Below are 21,133 nucleotides of genomic sequence, written 5' to 3' on the forward strand. Positions count from 1 at the left end.
TGAGCAGATTCCATTGGCGAGTCCGTACAATCGCAGGCCGTTTACGCCCAGACAGTAGACTGGGCGGCACCGCGAACGAACCCCAGAGTTTAAACCACCGCCCCATGTTGAAGCTCGACCGATACCTGCTGGGCGATTTCGTCCAGAGTTTCCTGGCTACCCTGATCGTCCTGCTGGTGGTCAGCGTGGGCGGCGTGCTGGTGGACATCCTCGGCAACATCGCCGACGGACGCCTGCCGGCCAAGCTGCTGTTCTCACAGCTGGGCCTGCAGTTCATCGCCTACATGCCGCTGATCCTGCCGCTGGCGCTGATGCTGGGCCTGCTGCTGGCCATCGCCCGGCTCTACCGCGATTCGGAAATGGCGGTGATCACCGCCATTGGCGTGGGCCCCAAGCGCCTGCTGCGCCCGCTGCTGATGCTGGTGGTGCCGGTGGTGCTGGTGGTGGGCGCCTGTTCGCTGTGGCTGGGCCCCTGGGCCGGGCGCACCGCCGAACAGATGATCCAGGACGCCAACCGCAGCGTGCTGATGGCCGGCCTGGAGCCCGGGCGGTTCACCCCGCTGCCCAATGGCGGGGTGGTCTACCTGTCCTCGATCTCGCCCGATGGCACCCAGCTGGGCAAGGTGTTCCTGCAGCGGCAGAAGGACGACCGCCTGGAAGTGGTGTCCGCCGCCGGCGGCCGCATGTACTTCGAAGGGGCGCGCCAGCGCTTCCTGGAGCTGGACGACGGCCACCAGCTGGAGGGCCCGCTGGCCGGCGCGCTGGATTACCGGCTGGCCACCTTCGCCCGCAATGACGTGGCCCTGCCCGACGGTACCGAGGCGCGCAAGGACGATGATCCGGAGCTGATGGCGACCACGAAGCTGATCGGCGATGACCGCCCCGAGGCCCAGGCCCAGCTGCACCGCCGCCTGGCGCCGCCGCTGATCGCGCTGGCCTTCGCCCTGCTGACCGTGCCGCTGGGGCGCAGCTCGCCGCGCCAGCAGCGCTACGGGCGCATGATGCTGGCCCTGCTGGCCTACATGGTGGGCACCAACCTGACCTTCATCGGCGCCGGCTGGATCGCCGACGGCAGGATTCCCGGCGCGCTGGGCCTGTGGTGGCTGACCCTGCCGCTGCTGGCGTTCGCCATCTGGATGTACGCGCGCGATGGCCGCCTGGCCCGCCCGAAGGGAGGCCGCGCATGAAGCTGCGCCCGATGCGTTTCGATTTCTACCTGGGCCGTGCGGTGTTCACCACCGTGCTGCTCACCTGGGCGGTGCTGACCGGCCTGGACGTGGTGATGGCCTTCTCCGGTGAGTTCAAGGACATCGGCAAGAACGGCTATTCGCTGGGCCACGCTGCGGCATGGGTGCTGTACACCGTGCCCCGCCGCGCCTACACCTTCTTCCCCACCGCTGCGGTGATCGGCGCCCTGATGGGGCTGGGCCAGCTGGCGGCCACCTCCGAGCTGACCGCGCTGCGCGCGCTGGGCCTGTCGCGCAAGCGCCTGAGCGTGTCGGTGGCCATCGCCCTGTCGCTGCTGACCGGGTTGATGGTGATCAGTGCCGAAACGGTGGGCCCGTGGGGCCAGAACCGCGCCGATGCGCTGAAGATGAGCGCCAAGTGGGGCACCGACATCGCCGTGGCCCGCTATTCGGGCATGTGGGCGCGCGAGGGCGATACCTTCCTGAACGCGGCCAGCGGCGAAGAGCAGCTGGTGGGCGAGAAGGGCACGCGGCTGATCCTGCGCGATGTACGCCTGTACCAGATTGCCGACGACGGCCGCATCGCCACGCTCACCCATGCCGCCACTGCCGAGCACGACAAGGATGGCTGGGTGCTGACCGGCGTGCGCCGCGATACCTTCGGCGAACGCTCGGCCACCCGCCAGGAAGTGGCCCGCGAACCGTGGAATTCGAAGCTGGATGCCGGCGCGCTGGCCACCGGCATCGCCAAGCCGCGCAACCTGAGCGTGTCCGAGCTGAGCACCAGCATTGCCTACCGCGAGCGCAACGGCCTGGATGCGCGTGATTTCGAGGATGTGTACTGGAGCCGCTGGTTCTACCCGGTGAACGTGCTGGCGCTGTGCCTGGCCGCCGTGCCGTTCGCCTTCGGTTCGCTGCGCAGCGGCGGCATGGGCAAGCGTCTGTTCCTGGGCATCCTGTTCGCGCTGGGCTTCTGGCTGCTGCAGTTGTTCTTCGGCCGCATGGCCGGTGCGTTGAAGTTCGATTACCGCATTGCCTACGCGTTGCCGCCCATCGTCATGCTGGCGGTGTCCGGCTGGCTGTTCAGGCGCCGGTAGCGTCGAGCTTGCTCGACGAACCCAGCACGTAGCGTCGAGCTCCAGCGTCTCGGCGCCCGAACGTCGTTTCAAAGGACCCGGCAGGTCCGCGCCTTTCCGCGCGGGCCCTGCCTTTACCGCGAGCGCGCGCGTTGCGCATCTCGCTTCACTTCAAGGATGAACATGATCCGCGCACGTCTGCTTCCCTCGCTTGCCGCCCTGCTGTTGCTGGTGGGCTGTACTGGTCCGGTCGATTTCGAGATCGACAACCCCACCGACACGCCGGTCACCCTGACCATCGACGCGCAGCCGCACGTCATCCCGGCGCACACCACGGTACCGGTCAGCCTGGAACCCGGTCAGCACCGGCTGCAGAGCGAGAAGATCGGCACGGTGCGCATGGTGGTCTATGCCGATGGCATCGGTGGCCTGATCAACCCGACGCTGGGCGAGTACGTGATCGTCACCGAGCAGTACGTCACCAACAAGACCAATTCCGGCGGGCTGGTGTCGAAGGTCGAGCTCAATGACGTGGAGATCGACGGCCCGTACGTGAAGGCGACCGGCCTGTTCATTCCGCGCAGCTGGGATGTGGGCCTGCTGGGCGAACTGCCGACCACGGTGGTCTCCAACAGCCCGGACACGTCGTCGGACTACCGCACCAAGCTCTTCAACGTGCCCGGTTTCTTCGAATACCTGGACGCCGAGGACGATCTGCGGGCCGCTTTCGGGCCCCTGGGCTACCAGCCGCCGCAGGCAACCGTCGAGTTCACCGAAACCAGCCTGCCCGAGCTGCCGGCTGCGTTCGAGGAACAGGGCAAGCCGATGCGCGACCTCTACGCGCAGTACCTGGCCGCCAGCGATGCCGGTGAGCAGAAGCGCCTGAAGAAGGCCAGCCTGAAGCTGTGGCAGGAATTCGCCCAGGCCCAGGGCAAGCTCAATGGCAAGATTCCGGTGCCCGATGACGTCAAGGCCACCGCGTTCTCGTCGCAGTTCTTCGAACTGTGGGCGCAGCCGGCGGTGATCCTGCCCGACGCCTGACCGGCGTGCGGTGGTAGCGCCGGGCCATGCCCGGCGGATTCCTTCAGCGCTTGGGCACCCGCACCATGCGGGTGCCACTGGCGCGGTCGTGCCAGGTCAGGCGTTCGCGATCCAGCCACGCCCACCAGAACCCCAGCCCGCCCAGCAGCAGCGACAGCGTGCCCATGGCGAAACGCCGCCACAACTGGCCGCGCCGCAGCGCCGTGCCATCGCGCGTTTCCAGCTTCAGCCGCCACGGGCGCATGCCCAGCGTCTGCCCGCCGCGCCGCCAGCTGGCCGTGGCATAGGCACCGGTGATGACCCAGCACACCGCCCACAGCAGCCACTGCCAGGCGCTGAACGGTGCGATGTTTTCGCGCTGCGCGTGGCCGCTGACCGTATAGGCCACGGTGAACACCGTGCCGGCCAGCATCCACAGCGCCAGCACCGGCCACAGGTCGTAGAACAGGGCCAGCAGGCGCCACAGCAGCAACGTGCGGGGGCGATCGGAACCGGGCGCGGCCACGGGGGCCGTTTCACTGGCGGGGCTGGACATGCGCCGAGCATACGCAAAGCTGGCCCTGCCCGCAGCGGCCCACGTATCCTGCGTGCATGGCCGTTGTTTCCACCCCCGCCGAGCGTCGCCAACTGGTCCAGCAACTGCCCGAGCCGCGCGGCGAAGACAGTGCGCGCATCCAGCGTTTCCTGGACGCGGCCTGGGCCGAGAACGGGCTGGCCCGCGCCACCCTGGACAGCTACCGGCGCGATCTGGAAGGCCTGGCGCGCTGGCTGGACGGTCGCGATGGCGGCCTGGCCGGGGTAGAGCGCCCGGGCCTGTTCGATTACCTGGCCTGGCGCACGCGTCATGGCTGGTCGCCGCGCAGCAACGCCCGTCTGCTGTCGGCGCTGCGCGCCTTCTTCGCCGATGCGGTGCGCCGTGGCGAGCGCAGCGAGGACCCCAGTGCGCTGCTGGACCCGCCGAAGCTGCCGCGCCTGCTGCCCAAGGCCTTGGCCGAGAGCCAGATCGATGCGCTGCTGGCGGCACCGGATATCGACAGCCCACTGGGCCTGCGCGACCGCGCCATGCTGGAACTGATGTACGCCGCGGGCCTGCGCGTGAGCGAACTGGTGCTGCTGCCGGCCACGGCCGTGAACCTGCGCCAGGGCGTGCTGCGGGTGACCGGCAAGGGCAGCAAGGAACGGCTGGTGCCGCTGGGCGAAGAGTCGCAGCACTGGCTGGAACGTTACCTGCACGACGCGCGCCCGCTGATGGTGGGCAAGGGCAGAGTGCAGGCGCTTGCCGATGGGCAGACGCCGTTGTTCATCGAACCCAGCCTGCACGCACTCACCCGGCAGGCGTTCTGGCACCTGGTCAAGCGGCACGCGCAGGTGGCCGGCATCGATCCGGCGCGGATAAGCCCGCATGGCCTGCGCCACAGCTTCGCCACCCACCTGCTGAACCGCGGTGCAGACCTGCGCGCGCTGCAGATGCTGCTGGGCCACAGCTCGCTGTCCACCACCCAGATCTACACGCTGGTGGCGCGCGAGCACCTGCAGCAGCTGCACGCCCGCCACCACCCACGCGGCTGAGCGGGCGGCTGAACCCGCGCGCGGGTGTGTGCTCGCGTTCGCGGTGCCGCTGCCGGGCCTGTGTCAGAATCGCAAGTCATCTTCCCAGCAGGTTGCTCCATGCTCCGATTCGCCATTGCCGCTGTGTTCGGCGCGCTCAGCCTGACCGCCTGTGCACAGCCGGCGCCGCCTGCCGCCAAGGCACCTGCTGCTGCGGCCCCCCGGCCGGCGGCGGCCAACCCTGCCGCCGAACAGGCAGTGCGCACCGCGCTGTCGGCGCTGAACCCGGGCTTCACCATCGACTACATCGGCGCCGCGCCGTTCCCCGGCTTCCGCGAAGTGCTGGTGTCGGGCCAGCTGCTGTACGTGTCCGACGATGGCCGCTACCTGTTCCAGTCGCAGCCGTATGACACCCAGGCGCGCGGGCCGGCCAACAGCGCGGGGCTGCTGGATTACCGGCGTGGCCTGCTGGCCAAGGCCAACCATGGCGACCGCATCGTGTTCGCCGCGCCGAATGCCAAGTACACCATCAGCGTGTTCACCGACATTGAATGTGGGTACTGCCGCAAGTTGCACCAGGACATCGCCGAGCTCAACCGCAACGGCATCACCGTGGAATACCTGGCGTTCCCGCGCATGGGGCTGGGCAGCAAGGACTACACCGACATGATCTCGGTCTGGTGCGCGGCCGATCGCCGCCAGGCGCTGACCAACGCCAAGCGCGGTGGCAGTGTGCCGGCCAAGAACTGCACCAACCCGGTGGCCATGCAGTACGCACTGGGCCAGCAGCTGGGCGTGAATGGCACGCCGGCCATCTTCGCGCCCGACGGCACCCAGCTGGGCGGCTACCTGCCGCCGGCACAGCTGCGCGCCGCGCTGGAAAAGCTGTCGGCCAAGCGTTGATTGAATTGCCGCCGGGTTTGCCCCGGCGGATGTCGCACGTCTGCGAAAGGCCGAGGACGCGATGCGTCCCCGGCCTTTTGCTTACTTCAAGCCATCACTGACCGCCTTGGTCAGCGTGCCCTGCGCATCGTCGCCGCTGAATTCCCAGACGAACGCGCCGCCCAGGCCCTGGGTCTTAACGTACCCCATCTTGCGGGTGATGTTGGCCGGGGTGTCGAAGCTCCACAGCGTGCTGCCGTTGTAGATCCAGGTGGCACCGGCGGTGTTGTCGGTGTAGCTGGACCAGGCCAGGTTCTTCAGCACCTTCCAGTCTTCGATGCCCGCTTCGTAGGTACCCGGCGCCGCACCGCTGGCGGTCTGGTACAGCCCGTTGTTGGCGTTGGCCACCCCGGTCCAGCCACGCCCGTAGTAGCCGATGCCCAGGTTCAACTTGGCCGCTGGTACGCCGCGGCTGATGAACGCCTCGATCGCATCGTTGCTGTTGTACAGCGCGGTATCACCGGTGGACGGATCATTGGGCGAATCGAACAGCGCCGAGTGGTGGTTGGTCTTCGCATCCCACGCGCCGTGGAAGTCGTAGGTCATCACGTTGATGTAGTCCAGGTACGGGTGGTACGCGGCCGGGTCGGTCACCCGCACCTTGTCGATGCCGGCACCCACCGCCACGGTCAGCAGCAGCCCGGGGCGCACCGCATCCAGCTGGCGGCGGAACTCGGCCAGCAGCGCGGTGAAGTTGGCGTTGTCCTCCGGCGTGCCGCAGGCCAGGCCACAGGCCACCGGGTATTCCCAGTCGATGTCGATGCCGTCGAACACGCCCAGTGCCGCACCGGTGCCGCCGGCGCCGTCGGTCACCGGCAGGTTGCCCTTGATGTAGGCATCGATGCACGAGGCCACGAACGCCTGCCGGTTGGCCGGTTGTGCGGCGCTGGAGAAACCACGCGACCACGTCCAGCCGCCCAGCGAGATCAGCACCTTCACGTTGGGGTACTTCGCCTTCAGCTGCTTCAACTGGTTCCAGTTGCCGCGCAGCGGCTGGTCCCAGGTATCGGCGCTGCCGCTCACGCTTTCGCCGGCACCGAAGGCCTTGGTGTAGTCGGCGAAGGCATCGCCGCCCACGCCCGTGTTCGGATCGGAGGCCTGGGTGACGCCCACTTCGCAGCGGTTGTTGCGCACGTTGCCGAAGGCGTAGTTGATGTGGGTGAGACGGGCGGCCGAGCCGCTGCTGTCGATGTTCTTCACCCGGTAGTTGCGGCCATAGATGCCCCACTGGGTGAAGTAGCCGATGACCCGCTTGCCGGTACCGCCGCCGCTGTCGGCCAGGGTGGTGGCGCTGGTCGCGGTGCCCTGCGCCGAGGCATTGCCGGCGTTGTCGCGGGCCCGCACGCGGTAGCTGTAGGTGGTGGAGGCCGTCAGGCCGCCGTCGACATAGCTGGCGCTGGACGGCGAGCCGACCAGGCTGCCGTTGCGGTACACGTCATAGCCGGCTACACCGCTGCCGCCGGTGTTGTCGGTGGACGGGCTCCAGCTGAGCGCGATGCTGCTGGATGTGCGCGTTCCCACGGCCAGGCCGCCGGGCACGCTGGGGGCGGTGGTATCGCCACTGGCCGCGTTCACCGTGATGGTGATGGTGGGCGTGCTGGTGGTGGCGTTGTTGTTGTCGGTGGCGACCGCGCGCAGGGTGTGGCTGCCGATGCTGGCGTTGGCCCAGCTGGCGCTGTACGGCGCGCTGGTGTCCACCCCGATCGAGCTGCCATCGCGGAAGAACTCGACCTTGCTGACGCTGCCGTCGGCGTCGCTGGCGGTGGCGTTGACCGTGATCGTGCTGCCGGCGCTGAAGCTGGCGCCATTGGCCGGGGAGGTCAGGCTGACCACCGGCGGCTGGTTGGCGCCGCTGCCATCGCAGGCGCCCAGGTTGGTGTAGTAGGGCGCACCGGCCGGGTGGTCCGGCGGGGCGTTCCAGATGTCCTGGTTGGCCCGGTAGAGCACGCCGGCCTTCTGCAGGGTATCGCCGGCCCGGTAGATCTTGGCCTGGTCCCATTCGGCCACGCCGGCACAGCTGGCGGCCTGGGCCAGGCCGGGCAGGGCGGCGGCCCCGGCGGCCAGGGCCAGCAGCCAGGCCAGGCGGCGCGGGCGACAGCGGCGGGGGGAAGGTTCGGCACTGCGTACATCGGCACTCTGCACAAACGTGTCGTACATGGTGTTTCTCCGATCGACCAAGAGGCGCGCGGGCCCCGATGGCACCGCGCGTAACGCAGGTCCGGGCGTCGCCGGGGAAGGCGACGGTGGGAGCGGACGGGGTACCTGGCCGGGCCGGGGAGAGAGTCCGGCTGGCCGGGTAGGGACAACGTTGTCATCAATTGCCGGGTCAATCCGTGAGCCAGCGCATGGTTCCGCGATTCCGGGGTTCCGGGATTCCCGCGATTCCCGCGAAGAGCGGCGCTGGCGCGCGGTTGGCTGCCATCGGCGGAGCCCCCTCGTGGCTGGGGATTGCCGCGAACAGCGGATTTCCTTGGGTTGGCCGGGCGGGTGGGGTCAGGCGGGGACGCCGTAAACCCGTCCATGGGGGCTTAGCCGCGGCTTGCTCGTGTGCGCTTTCCTGCGCACACGGCAAGACCGGGGTTGGGCGTCCTGCCCAACCCGCCCGAGGCATGCCTCGGGCCCATGCCGCGGATACCCCGCCTGACCCCACCCGCCCGGCCCTGGACAGGTTCCTGCGCGTGCCAGCCACGAAAGACAAGAAGAAAAGATCAAAAGCAGAAGCAGAAGCCGGTCGCTTCGCTCTCATCCACGCATGGCGTGGATGGATCCATCGGCGGCGCTGGCGCGCGGTTGGCTGCCATCGGCGGGGCCCCCTCGCGGCTGGGGATTGCCGCGAACAGCGGATTTCCGTGGGTTGGCCGGGCGGGTGGGGTCAGGCGGGGACGCCGTAAACCCGTCCATGGGGGCTTAGCCGCGGCATCCATGCCGCGGATACCCCGCCTGACCCCACCCGCCCGGCCCTGGACAGGTTCCTGCGCGTGCCAGCCACGAAAGACAAGAAGAAAAGATCAAAAGCAGAAGCAGAGGCAGAAGCCGGTCGCTTCGCTCTCATCCACGCCATGCGTGGATGGATCCATCAGATATCGCAACACATCCGGGGTCAGAGCCCGTTGCGAGGCAACGGGATCCGACCCCGTGCAGTTCCGGCAGCTCGCGGGAAACTGTCGGACCCGCCCCGCCATCCCCCAGGAAACCCGCTGTTGCTGTTGCTCCGGCTGGTGGTCCAGTCGAGCAAGCTCGACTCTACGGGGTGCCGGGCGCCGCCCGGCCAAAGCCCACCCCCCGGTTCCGGTACAATGTCGGGCCCGTTTCCCAACTACGGTTCCCCGGACATGATGGTCCTCGAGGGCGCGCCCGCCCTGTCGCCGTTCCGCCGCGAACGTCTTGAATCCCGCCTGCAGTCCATCGCTCCCTCCCTGCGCATCAGCGGCGCCTGGCACGTCTACTTCGTGCAGCCCGAAGGCACGGTCGCGCCCGACGTGGCCACCCTGTGCCGCATCCTGGAAGCCCAGCCGCAGGCGCAGGCCGTGGCCGACGGTGCGGTCAGCCGCGTCGTGGTGCCCCGCCTGGGCACGCTGTCGCCGTGGTCCAGCAAGGCCACCGAACTGGTGCGCGGTGCCGGCCAGCCGGTCAGCCGGGTGGAACGCGGCCTGCGCATCGACGTGCTGGGCTGGCCGGCCGATGCCGCCGCCCAGCAGGCCCTGGTGAAGGCACTGCATGACCCGATGACGCAGTCGGTGCTGGAATCGGCCGAGCAGGGCCAGGCGCTGTTCAGCAGCCCGGCGCGCGGCGAACTGGAACGCGTGCCGGTGGACCAGCTGGAGGCCGCCAACCAGCGCCTCGGCCTGGCCATGGCCCAGGACGAGATCGACTACCTGCGCGAACGCTTCACCGCGCTGGGCCGCTCGCCCTCGGACGTGGAACTGATGATGTTCGCGCAGGCCAATTCCGAGCACTGCCGGCACAAGATCTTCAACGCCAGCTGGACCATCGACGGCCAGGAACAGGACCGTTCGCTGTTCCGGATGATCAAGAACACCCACCAGCAGACCCCGCAGCACACGCTCAGCGCGTACAGCGACAATGCCGCGGTGATCGAAGGCCATCCGGCCTCGCGCTATCGCCCTGATCCGGCCACCGGCGAATACCGCCGCGAGCCGCAGGTGCCCAGCGCGTTCCAGATCAAGGTGGAAACGCATAACCACCCGACCGCGATCGCGCCGTTCCCGGGTGCCTCAACCGGCAACGGCGGCGAGATCCGCGATGAAGGCGCTACCGGCCGTGGCGGCAAGCCGAAGGCCGGTCTGTCCGGGTTCTCGGTCTCGCACCTGCGCATTCCCGAGCTGCCGCAGCCGTGGGAAGCGCCGCGCGCGCTGAACCCGCGCATGGCACCGGCACTGGAAATCATGACCGATGGCCCGCTCGGCGGCGCCGCGTTCAACAACGAGTTCGGCCGCCCGAACCTGCTCGGTTACTTCCGCAGCTTCGAGCTGCCCGAAGGCGCCGATCTGGTCCGCGCCTACGACAAGCCGATCATGCTGGCCGGTGGCCTGGGCGCGATCGATCGCATCCAGGTCGACAAGATCAAGCTGCAGGCCGGTGATGCCGTCATCGTGCTGGGTGGCCCGGCCATGCTGATCGGCCTGGGCGGCGGTGCCGCCAGTTCGGTGGCCTCCGGCGAAAGCGCCGAAGACCTGGACTTCGCCAGCGTGCAGCGCGACAACCCGGAAATGGAACGCCGCTGCCAGGAGGTCATCGACCGCTGCGTGGCGATGGGCGCCAACAACCCGATCAAGTTCTTCCACGACGTCGGCGCCGGTGGCCTGTCCAACGCCATCCCCGAACTGCTGCACGATTCGAACGTGGGCGGCGTGATCGACCTGGGCAAGGTGCCCACCGATGACCCGTCGCTGTCGCCGATGCAGCTGTGGTGCAACGAATCGCAGGAACGCTACGTGCTGGGCGTGGCCCAGGAACGCCTGGCCGAGTTCGCCGCGCTGTGCGCGCGCGAGCGCTGCCCGTTCGCTGCGGTGGGCGTGGCCACGGCCGAAGAACACCTGGTGGTGGCCTATGGCGCCGTGCCGGGCCACACCCCGGCCGACGCGCCGATCGACCTGCCGATGGACGTGCTGTTCGGCAAGCCGCCGAAGATGCACCGCGACACCGCGCACCCGCCGGCCCCGCGCTGGCCGGCGCTGAAGACCGGCGGGCTGGATCTGCAGGAAGCCGGTCTGCGCGTGCTGGCGCACCCCACCGTGGCGTCGAAGAACTTCCTGGTCACCATTGGTGACCGCAGCGTGGGCGGCCTGACCGCGCGCGAACAGATGGTCGGCCCGTGGCAGCTGCCGGTGGCCGACGTGGCCATCACCCTGGCCGACTTCGACGGCGTGGCCGGCGAAGCGATGTCGCTGGGCGAGCGCACGCCGCTGGCCCTGCTCGATGCCGCCGCTTCGGCGCGCATGGCCGTGGGCGAAGCGCTGACCAACCTGTGCGCGGCCCCGGTCGACGCGCTGGATGAGATCAAGCTGTCGGCGAACTGGATGGCCGCCGCCGGCCACCCGGGCGAAGACGCGCTGCTGTACGACGCGGTGAAGGCGGTGGGCATGGAACTGTGCCCGCAGCTGGACATCAGCATTCCGGTGGGCAAGGACTCGCTGTCGATGCAGGCGCAGTGGCACGACCAGGGCGAAGCGCACAAGAGCGTGTCGCCGGTGTCGCTGGTCATCTCCGCGTTCGCGCCGGTGGCCGATGTGCGCCAGCAGCTGACCCCGCTGCTCGACCGCGAGGTGGACAGCGAGCTGTGGCTGATCGGCCTCGGTGCCGGCAAGCAGCGTCTGGGCGGTTCGATCCTGGCCCAGGTGCATGCCGACCACGGCGACCTGCCGGCCTTCGCCGGTGCCGCCCCGGACCTGGACGACCCGCAGCGCCTGCGTGGCTTCTTCGAACTGATCCGCGATGCGCGCCAGGCCGGCCTGCTGCGTGCGTACCACGACCGCAGCGATGGCGGTGCCTTCGCCGCGCTGTGCGAAATGGCCTTCACCTCGCGCCTGGGCCTGGACATCACCCTCGACGCCTGGGGCGATGATCCGTTCCGCAGCCTGTTCAACGAAGAACTGGGTGCGGTGGTGCAGATTGCCCGCGAAGACCGCGCCGCGTTCGCCGATCTGGTCGAGCGCCATGCGTTGATCGAGTGCGCACAGCGCATCGCCAAGCCGACCACCGCACCGGTGGTGCGGGTGTCGCTGGGCGGCGAAAACCTGGCCGAGTGGCGCTGGGAAGCGCTGTTCGACGCCTGGTGGTCGGTCACCCACGCCATGCAGAAGCGCCGCGACAACCCGGAAAACGCCGACGCCGAGCGCGAGATCGCCCGTGCCTTCAACGCACCGGGCCTGAAGCCGAAGCTCAGCTTCGACCTCGCCGAGGACGTGGCAGCGCCGTTCATCAACACCGGTGCGCGCCCGCGGGTGGCGGTGCTGCGCGAGCAGGGCGTGAATGGCCAGATTGAAATGGCCAACGCCTTCGAACGTGCCGGCTTCAGCGCATTCGATGTGCACATGAGCGATCTGATCGAAGGTCGCGTGGCCCTGCAGGACTTCACCGGCCTGGTCGCCTGCGGCGGCTTCAGCTACGGCGACGTGCTGGGTGCCGGCCGTGGCTGGGCTACCTCGGTGCTGGAACGCAGCGCGCTGCGCGATGCCTTCGCCGCGTTCTTCGCCCGCGAAGACAGCTTCGCGCTGGGCGTGTGCAACGGCTGCCAGATGATGAGCCAGCTGAAGGACATCATTCCCGGTGCCGAGCACTGGCCGCAGTTCCGCCGCAACGCCAGCGAGCAGTTCGAAGCCCGCACCGCGCTGCTGGAGGTGGTGGAATCGCCGTCGATCCTGCTGCGTGGCATGGCCGGCTCGCGCCTGCCGGTGGCCGTGGCCCACGGCGAAGGCCGTGCGGTGTTCGCCAACGCGGTGGACCAGGCGGCCGCGCGCGTGTCGCTGCGCTACATCGATGGCAACGGCAACGTGGCCAGCCAGTACCCGCTGAACCCGAACGGTTCGCCGGACGGCATTACCGGCCTGACCAGCAGCGACGGCCGGGTGACCATCATGATGCCGCACCCCGAGCGCACCCCGCGCGCGCTCAACCTGAGCTGGGCGCCGGCTGAATGGCAGGGTGATTCGCCGTGGATGCGCATGTTCCGCAACGCACGCGTCTGGTGCGGTTGATCGTCCACCCCGCGCACGCGCCAATTCGATGACGTATGGAAACCCGCCGGCAACCCCGGCGGGTTCTTGTTTGTATTGCGTGAATATCGTGTGCTGTCCACGAGTTACAGCGCGTTACACGTTCTACGACATGTTCACGTGGTTCTAACGAAATAACCGCATAAACGCATAAAACGGTGAACTGGTTCACGACAGTAGGTTTTGTTCCGTCAAACTCTTGACGGAAGATAATCTTCACGTTAACACTGCCAGTCCGTTTTGAATTCATTCATTTCGTAGTAACGCATTGCGCAACGGAAGGCGCTCTTGCCTCTCTGCGCGTTCTGCGCGAACACCGTCGTAAATCACGCGAATAGACGCCCCCAGGGGACGTTGGGCCGGATGGCCCAGCGATGGCGTTGCTTTGCCTAAAAACCAGTCCACTCAGGAGCCGTATCGATGAATCGGATTTATCGCAAGGTCTGGAACAAAGCATTGGGTCAGTTGGTCGTTGCCTCGGAACTGGCAACCTCGGACCAGGCCGGTACGGTTGTCGACAAGCGGCAGAAGCAGGGCGGCAGCGCGCCGACGGTGCTTGCCGCCGGCCTGCTGATGGCCCTGGGCTGGACAAGCCTGGCGCAGGCGCAGTCGGTGGAAGTGGGCGGCAACGCCAATTGCGTAACGATCAGCAGCAGCGTGATCGACCAGTGCGTGGTCGATGGCAGCGCCAACGCCAGTGGCCGCAACGCGGTTGCGGTCGGCACCGGCAGCACCGCCAGCGCGGCCAACAGCGTGGCGCTGGGCGCCGGCTCGACGGCCAACCGCGCCAACACGGTGTCGGTCGGCGCCAGCGGCAACGAACGGCAGATCACCAACGTGGCCGCGGGCACGGCGGCCACCGATGCAGTAAATCGCGCGCAGCTGGATGCGCAGGCACAGGCACAGGCGCAGGCCACCCAGGCCGCACTGGCCGCGGCCACTGCAGAAGGCAGCCGCTACTTCAAGGCCGACGGTGCCGGCGATGACAGCGACGCGGCGCAGATCGACGGCGAGGGCGCATTGGCCGCCGGCGCCGACGCCACGGCCAGCGGCGACGACACCACCGCGCTGGGCAGCGCCGCGCAGGCAAGCGCCGACAGCGCGACGGCCGTCGGTGCGCAGGCCCAGGCCAGCGGCAGCGGCAGCACCAGCGTTGGTGCCGGCAGCGTCGCCAGTGGTACCGCATCGGCCAGCTTCGGCGTCGGCGCCGAAGCCACCGGCGGCTACAGCACCGCGCTGGGCGGCCTGTCCAACGCATCTGCATTCAACGCCACGGCGGTCGGCAATGCCGCCAACGCCACTGGCTCCAGCAGCGTCGCGGTCGGCGGTGATGCACAGGCCAGCGGTGCCAACAGCACCGCCACCGGCCAGGCGAGCATTGCCAGCGGCACCAACAGCGTGGCCGTCGGTGGCGCCCTGTTCGGCCTGCTCGCAACCGAAGCATCGGGCGATTACTCCACCGCCGTCGGTGGCGGCGCGTGGGCGCCGGGTACCAACAGCACGGCACTGGGCAATGCCGCCGAAGCGCAGGGCGACAACAGCGTCGCCCTGGGTGCTGACTCCATCGCCAACCGTGACAACACCGTGTCGGTGGGTGGCGCAGGCAACACGCGCCAGATCACCAACGTGGCCGCCGGCACCGAAGGCACCGATGCGGTGAACAAGGACCAGCTGGATGCAGTGGCCGCCGCCGCCGAAGCAACCAGCAAGTATTTCCAGGCCAGCGGCAGTGACGACAGCGACGCCGGCGCACTGGCCGAGGGCGACAGCGCACTGGCCGCCGGTGAAGCGGCCAATGCCATCGGCGATGGCACCACCGCGCTGGGCGGCGGCGCACTGGCCATTGCGGCCAACGCGACGGCCGTGGGCTACAACAGCTCGGCCACCGGTGAAAATGCTGCGGCCGTGGGCAGCAACGCGCAGGCCAGCGGCAGCGACAGTGCCGCACTGGGCAGCGGCGCGGTGGCCAGCGAAGTGAGCAGCACCGCGACCGGCACCGGCGCGCAGGCCACCGGCGTGTACAGCACCGCCAACGGTGCCGAAGCCATCGCCAGCGGCGCGCAGTCGCTGTCCAGCGGCTTCCGCGCCTCGGCTTCGGCCGATGGCACCACCGCGGTCGGTGGTTACAGCGAAGCCAGCGGTCGCCTCGGGTCGGCGCTGGGCTACGGCACCGTGGCCAGCGGCGCCAACAGCACCGCGGCCGGCGTGTTTGCCACGGCCACGGGCGCCGGTTCGGTGGCCGTGGGTGAGGCCAGCGAAGCCAGCGGCGATGAGAGCGTGGCCATCGGCGGCAGCACCTATTTCGGCCTGATTCCGGCGCGCGCCAGCGGCTACGGTGCGGCGGCCTACGGTGCCGGCGCCTGGGCCACCGAAGACTATGCAACGGCCATCGGCTGGAACGCCTGGGCCGATGGTGCGCAGTCCACCGCACTGGGCGCCAGCGCCACCGCCAATGGCAGCAACAGCGTGGCCATCGGTGCCGCCTCGCAGGCCGACCGTGACAACACGGTGGCCGTCGGCGCCGACGGCAACGAACGCCAGATCACCCACGTGGCCGACGGTACCGAAGCCACCGATGCGGTGAACAAGGGCCAGCTGGATGCAGTGGCCAGCGTGGCCGAAAACACCAGCACCTACTTCAAGGCCACCGGCAGCGATGACAGCAGCGCCGGTGCGTTCGCCGATGGCAGCAATGCCACCGCCGCCGGTGAGGCCGCCAATGCCCTGGGCAATGGCACCACCGCACTCGGCAGCGGCGCCACCGCGGTCAACAGCAATGCCACCGCGGTGGGCTTCAACGCATTGGCCAGCGGCCAGAACAGCGCCGCCTTCGGCAACAACGCGCAGGCCGTGGGCCCGGGCAGCGTGGCCGTCGGTGGTGCCGCCGTGGACGAGCAGGGCAACCCGCTGATCACCAACGGCGGCGTGCCGGTCGATACCGGTGCAACCAGCGCCGGCGTGGGCGGCACCGCCGTCGGTGCCAGCGCCGAAGCCGGTGGCTTCGCCTCCAGCGCCTACGGCGTGGGCGCCTATGCTGGCGGTGCGCAGTCGGCGGCGTTCGGCGCCGTGTCCAACGCCATTGGCGATTACTCCACCGCGCTGGGCACCAGCAGCGTGGCCACCGGCACCAGCAGCGTGGCCATCGGTGGCCCGGCTGACCTGATTCCCGGCCTGGGCTTCTTCGTGCAGACCCAGGCCAGCGGCGAAGCCGCCACGGCGGTCGGCGCCGGTGCCATTGCCAGCGGCGACTACGCCACGGCCAACGGCACGCTCACCGAAGCGTCGGGTGCCGAGGCGACGGCCGTGGGCTACTTCGCCTACGCACCGGGTGAACAGTCCAGCGCGCTGGGCGCACAGACCTGGGCCAGTGGCGCGCAGAGCACGGCGGTCGGCTTCTACGCCACCGCGCGCGGTGCCAACAGCGTCGCCCTGGGCGCGAACTCCGAAGCGGTGCGTGACAACAGCGTGGCCGTGGGCAGCAGCGGCAACGAACGGCAGATCACCAGCGTGGCCGCCGGTACCGAAGCCACCGATGCGGTGAACAAGGCGCAGCTCGATGCCGTGGCCGACACCGCCGATACCACCGCGCACTTCTTCCAGGCGCAGGCCGAAGAGGGCACCGATGCCGGTGCCTACGCCGAGGGCGCAGGTGCGGTCGCGGCCGGTTCGGCCAGCAATGCCATCGGTGCCGGTGCGCTGGCGCAGGGTGCCGGTGCCGGCGCGTTGGGCGCCGATGCCGTGGCATTGGGCCGCAACACCTTCGCCGACGGCGATGGCGCGGTGGCCGTGGGTGGCCTGGGCCAGGCCTACGACGAGTACAACCAGCCGCTGCTGGACGACGAAGGCAACCCGGTGCAGGTGGGGACCACTGCGTCGGCCGGTTCCACCGCCGTGGGCAACGCGGCGCAGGCCACCGGGCTGACCAGCAATGCCTTCGGTAGCGGCGCGCAGGCCACCGGCGACAACAGCTTCGCGGCGGGCAGCAAGTCGCGCGCCACCGGCAGCTATGCCGTCGCCATCGGTGACAGCGCGTTTGCCGGGGCCGATGACAGCACCGCCGTGGGCGGTTACAGCACCGCCAGCGAAGCGGGCGCCACCGCATTCGGTTCCGGCGCCTGGGCGACCGGCAGCAACGCCTCTGCGTTCGGCCCGGCCGCATGGGCCAGTGCCAATGGCGCCACCGCCATCGGCTACAACAGCTGGGCCAACGGCACCAGTTCCACTGCGGTCGGCCGCGGTGCCTTCAGCTACGGCGCCAACAGCGTGGCACTGGGCTTCCAGGCACTGGGCAACAGCATCAACAGCATCGCCATCGGCACCAACACGGTGGCCGGCGGCGAAAGCGCCATCGCCCTGGGCGCCGGTAGCACGGCCAGCGGCAGCAATGCGGTCGCGCTGGGCGCAGGCTCGGTCGCCGACCGCGACGGCAGCGTGTCGGTGGGCAGTGCCGGCAACGAACGCCAGGTCACCAACGTGGCCGCCGGTACCCAGGCCACCGATGCGGTGAACAAGTCGCAGCTCGACGCCGTTGCCGCCACCGCTGAATCCACCAGCAAGTACTTCCAGGCCAGCGGCAGCGACGACAGCGATGCCGGCGCCTATGTGGAAGGGGACAACGCGCTGGCGGCCGGTGAAGCGGCCAATGCCATTGGTGACGGTGCCAGCGCGCTGGGCGCCGGTGCCAACGCCATCGGCAGCAATGCGCAGGCCATCGGCTTCAACGCCCTGGCCACGGCTGCCCACGCCAGCGCGGTCGGTGCCAATGCACAGGCCACCGGCGAGTACGCCACTGCGCACGGTGCCGAAAGTGAAGCCAGCGGCGAACAGAGTGCCGCCTTCGGTGCGGCCGCCGTGGCCAGTGGCGCCGGCAGTACCGCCAGCGGCGTGCTGTCCGAAGCCAGCGGCGAAGAAGCGGTGGCCGTGGGCTACTTCAGCACCGCCAGCGGCGAGGCATCCACCGCGGTGGGCAGCGAAAGCGTGGCCAGCGGCACCGCCTCGGCGGCATTCGGCATCGGTGCCGAAGCCACCGGCGGTTACAGCACCGCCATCGGCGGCTATTCCAGCGCATCGGCGTTCAACGCCACCGCACTGGGCAACTTCGCCAACGCCTCCGGTTCCAACAGCGTCGCCCTGGGCGGCGATGCCGAGGCCTCGGGCGCCTACAGCACCGCTACCGGCCAGGGCAGCCTGGCCACCGGCACCAATGCGGTGGCCGTCGGTGGTTCGTTGTTCGGCCTGCTGGCCACCGAAGCATCGGGTGACTACTCCACCGCCGTCGGTGGCGGCGCCTGGGCACCGGGTACCAACAGCACCGCGCTGGGCAACGCAGCCGAATCGCAGGGCGCCAACAGCGTCGCCCTGGGTGCCGACTCCATTGCCGACCGTGACAACACGGTGTCGGTGGGCGGTGCGGGCAATACGCGCCAGATCACCAACGTGGCCGCCGGTACCGAGGGCACCGATGCGGTGAACAAGGACCAGCTGGATGCAGTGGCCGCCGCCGCCGAAGCCACCAGCAAGTACTTCCAGGCCAGCGGCAGCGACGACAGCGACGCCGGCGCCTACGTGGAAGGCGAGAACGCGCTGGCGGCCGGTGAGGCGGCCAATGCCATCGGCGATGGCAGCACCGCCCTGGGCAGTGGCGCCACCGCCGTTGCGGCCAACGCCACCGCGGTCGGCTTCAACAGCCTGGCCACCGGCGGCAATGCGGCCGCGGTCGGCACCAACGCACAGGCCAGCGGCGAAGACAGTGCCGCCCTGGGCAGTGGCGCTGTCGCCAGTGCAGTGAGCAGCACCGCTACCGGTGCCGGCGCACAGGCCACCGGCGTGTACAGCACCGCCAACGGTGCCGAAGCCATCGCCAGCGGCGCACAGTCGCTGTCCAGCGGCTTCCGCGCCTCGGCCTCGGCCGATGGCACCACCGCCGTGGGTGGTTACAGCGAAGCCAGCGGTCGCCTCGGTTCGGCGCTGGGCTACGGCACCCTGGCCAGCGGCGCCAACAGCACCGCGGCCGGCGTGTTCGCCACCGCCAGCGGCGCCGGTTCGGTGGCCGTGGGTAATGCCAGCGAGGCCAGCGGCGCTGAAAGCGTGGCCATTGGTGGCAGCACCTACTTCGGCCTGATCCCGGCCCGTGCCAGCGGTACCGGCTCGGCCGCGTTCGGCGCCGGTGCCTGGGCCACCGACGACTACGCCACCGCCATCGGCTGGAACGCCTGGGCCGATGCGGCCGACGCCACCGCACTGGGTGCCAACGCCAGCGCCAGTGCGGCCAACAGCGTCGCGCTGGGCAGCGGTTCGCAGGCCACCCGCGCCAACACGGTGTCGGTCGGCACGGCCACCGCGCAGCGGCAGATCACCAACGTCGCCGCCGGTACCGAAGCCAGCGATGCCGTGAACAAGGGCCAGCTGGATGCGGTTGCCGCCACCGCCGATGCGGTCGGCCAGCGCTTCCAGGCCAGCGGCACCGGCACGGCAACGGCGTCGGGCACCGACGCGGTGGCCATCGGGGCCAACGCCACGGCCAGCGGCAGCCGCAGCAATGCGGTCGGCAGCGGTGCCACCGCCATCGGCAACGCCGCTCTGGCGCTGGGTGCCAACAGTGGCGTCACCGGCAACAACTCGGTGGCCCTGGGTGCCGGTTCGCGCGCCGTGGAAGCCAACGTGGTGTCGGTCGGTGGTGGCAATGGCACCGCCGGTCCGGCCACCCGCCGCATCGTCAACGTGGCCGATGGCCGCATTGCCGCCGGCAGCACCGATGCGGTCACCGGTTCGCAGTTGAACGTGACCAACCAGCGCGTGGGTGCGGTGGAAACCCGCGTGGGTGATTTCGACTCGCGCATCGCCACCATGGAAACCAGCACCGCCAATGCCGTCGGCTACGACGATGCCAGCCGCGATCGCCTGACCCTGTCCGGCATGGATGGCACCACGATCGACAACGTGGGCGCCGGCAGCATCGCCGCCGGCAGCCGCCAGGCGGTCACCGGTGGCCAGCTGTTCCAGTCGCTCAGCGATGCCGCCAGCTTCCTCGGCGGTGGCGCCAGCGTCGGCCTGCAGGGCGTGTTCGTGGCACCGAACTACGTGATCCAGGGCAGCACCTACAGCAACGTGGGCGACGCACTGGGCGCGCTGGACCGCAAGGTGACCGAGCTGGACCAGCGCACCGCCGGTGGTTCCAGCCGCGCCAGCACCGCCAGCACCGCCACGGCCAGCCTGCGCAGCGCCAGCACCACCGCGCAGGCGTCGGTGGCCGAACTGTCCACCGCGGCCGAGTCGGATCCGGTGGCATCGCGCACCGACATCCCGGCCAAGCCCAGCGTGGGTGGCACCAGCACCGCACAGCCGGCTGCCGCCGTCGGTGCGGTCAGCGTGGGTGAGGGCGCAGTCGCCAGTGCGGCCTCGTCCACCGCCATCGGCCAGGGCGCGACGGCCTCGGCCGCCAACGCGGTGGCCCTGGGCCAGGGTTCGATTGCCGATCGTGCCAACACCGTGTCGGTGGGCAGCGAGGGCAACGAACGCCAGGTCACCAACGTGGCCGCCGGTACGGCCGCCACCGATGCCGTGAACAAGAGCCAGCTGGATCGCGGCATCACCACCGCTAACAGCTACACCGACAGCCGCGTGCAGGCCGTCGCCGACAGCTTCGATGTGTTCAAGGGCGAAGTTGATGGACGCCTGCGCCACATGGACCGCCGCATCGACCGCCAGGGTGCGATGAGCGCGGCCATGTTGAACATGGCCACCAGTGCCGCCGGTATCCGCACCCAGAACCGGGTCGGCGTCGGCATCGGTTTCCAGGGCGGCGAATCGGCGATGTCGCTGGGCTACCAGCGTGCGATCAGCGATCGCGCCACGGTCACCCTGGGCGGTGCGTTCAGCAGTGATGACGCCTCGGTCGGCGTCGGTGCCGGCTTCGGCTGGTAAGCGGGAAGCGCGTGCCGGTGGCCACGTGCCACCGGCACGTCATGCAGTGAAGGCCTGAGGGGGCGAGGCACGGCAACCCTGGTGGGCCAGCCAGGGCAGTCGCAGGGAATGATGGCCGTAGTGAGCTCCGCCCGTGCACTGGGTGGAGAAGGAAAGCTCAACCATGACCTTGAAGAGGATT

9 protein-coding genes are annotated in these 21,133 nt (G+C 69.5%); 7 read left to right on the forward strand and 2 right to left on the reverse strand.

Annotated features, from left to right (window positions below; translation table 11 throughout):
* The first annotated feature begins 104 nt into the window (after positions 1 to 104).
* The 3 genes from lptF (at position 105) to C1933_RS02975 (ending at position 3,304) form a co-directional block, all read left to right on the forward strand.
* Entirely contained in the window at positions 105 to 1,187 is a 1,083-nt protein-coding gene (gene lptF, locus C1933_RS02965) for an LPS export ABC transporter permease LptF (RefSeq protein ID WP_108752125.1), read from the forward strand.
* Positions 1,184 to 2,284, forward strand: coding sequence for an LPS export ABC transporter permease LptG (lptG, locus tag C1933_RS02970; protein ID WP_108752126.1), 1,101 nt, complete (start codon positions 1,184 to 1,186; stop codon positions 2,282 to 2,284). Before lptF ends, lptG begins: the two co-directional genes overlap by 4 nt.
* Positions 2,285 to 2,446: 162 nt before the next feature.
* Positions 2,447 to 3,304 (forward strand): hypothetical protein, encoded by an 858-nt coding sequence (locus C1933_RS02975; RefSeq protein WP_108754721.1) that lies wholly within the window; start codon positions 2,447 to 2,449, stop codon positions 3,302 to 3,304.
* 43 nt (positions 3,305 to 3,347) lie between these two features.
* Here the strand turns inward: C1933_RS02975 and C1933_RS02980 are convergent, their stop codons facing one another.
* Positions 3,348 to 3,839 (reverse strand): RDD family protein, encoded by a 492-nt coding sequence (locus tag C1933_RS02980; protein WP_108752127.1) that lies wholly within the window; start codon positions 3,837 to 3,839, stop codon positions 3,348 to 3,350.
* A gap of 56 nt (positions 3,840 to 3,895) precedes the next feature.
* On the opposite strand from C1933_RS02980, the gene xerD reads away from it, so the two are divergent.
* Complete coding sequence (gene xerD, locus C1933_RS02985; RefSeq protein ID WP_108752128.1) at positions 3,896 to 4,873, forward strand: site-specific tyrosine recombinase XerD; 978 nt, start codon at positions 3,896 to 3,898, stop codon at positions 4,871 to 4,873.
* Between the two features lie 99 nt (positions 4,874 to 4,972).
* Positions 4,973 to 5,755, forward strand: coding sequence for a DsbC family protein (locus C1933_RS02990; RefSeq protein WP_108748466.1), 783 nt, complete (start codon positions 4,973 to 4,975; stop codon positions 5,753 to 5,755).
* An 81-nt stretch (positions 5,756 to 5,836) separates the two neighbouring features.
* Here C1933_RS02990 and C1933_RS02995 read toward each other — a convergent pair whose 3' ends face one another.
* On the reverse strand, positions 5,837 to 7,951 hold the full coding sequence (locus C1933_RS02995; protein WP_108752129.1) for a glycosyl hydrolase family 18 protein: 2,115 nt from the start codon (positions 7,949 to 7,951) through the stop codon (positions 5,837 to 5,839).
* Between the two features lie 1,175 nt (positions 7,952 to 9,126).
* On the opposite strand from C1933_RS02995, the gene purL reads away from it, so the two are divergent.
* Complete coding sequence (gene purL, locus C1933_RS03000) at positions 9,127 to 13,011, forward strand: phosphoribosylformylglycinamidine synthase (protein ID WP_108754722.1); 3,885 nt, start codon at positions 9,127 to 9,129, stop codon at positions 13,009 to 13,011.
* 438 nt (positions 13,012 to 13,449) lie between these two features.
* The gene (locus tag C1933_RS03005; protein ID WP_108752130.1) at positions 13,450 to 20,952 is read left to right on the forward strand and encodes an ESPR-type extended signal peptide-containing protein; all 7,503 of its coding nucleotides are present in this window, start codon (positions 13,450 to 13,452) and stop codon (positions 20,950 to 20,952) included.
* Positions 20,953 to 21,133: the final 181 nt, after the last annotated feature.

Origin of the sequence: Stenotrophomonas sp. ZAC14D2_NAIMI4_6 (assembly GCF_003086875.1) — a bacterium.
Taxonomy (GTDB): domain Bacteria; phylum Pseudomonadota; class Gammaproteobacteria; order Xanthomonadales; family Xanthomonadaceae; genus Stenotrophomonas.

Coding starts and splice junctions, on each gene's coding strand:
- xerD (WP_108752128.1), top strand. CDS start 3,896: ATGGCCGTTGTTTCCACCCCCGCCGAGCGTCGCCAACTGGTCCAGCAA.
- lptG (WP_108752126.1), top strand. CDS start 1,184: ATGAAGCTGCGCCCGATGCGTTTCGATTTCTACCTGGGCCGTGCGGTG.
- C1933_RS03005 (WP_108752130.1), top strand. CDS start 13,450: ATGAATCGGATTTATCGCAAGGTCTGGAACAAAGCATTGGGTCAGTTG.
- C1933_RS02995 (WP_108752129.1), bottom strand. CDS start 7,951: ATGTACGACACGTTTGTGCAGAGTGCCGATGTACGCAGTGCCGAACCT.
- C1933_RS02980 (WP_108752127.1), bottom strand. CDS start 3,839: ATGTCCAGCCCCGCCAGTGAAACGGCCCCCGTGGCCGCGCCCGGTTCC.
- purL (WP_108754722.1), top strand. CDS start 9,127: ATGATGGTCCTCGAGGGCGCGCCCGCCCTGTCGCCGTTCCGCCGCGAA.
- lptF (WP_108752125.1), top strand. CDS start 105: ATGTTGAAGCTCGACCGATACCTGCTGGGCGATTTCGTCCAGAGTTTC.
- C1933_RS02975 (WP_108754721.1), top strand. CDS start 2,447: ATGATCCGCGCACGTCTGCTTCCCTCGCTTGCCGCCCTGCTGTTGCTG.
- C1933_RS02990 (WP_108748466.1), top strand. CDS start 4,973: ATGCTCCGATTCGCCATTGCCGCTGTGTTCGGCGCGCTCAGCCTGACC.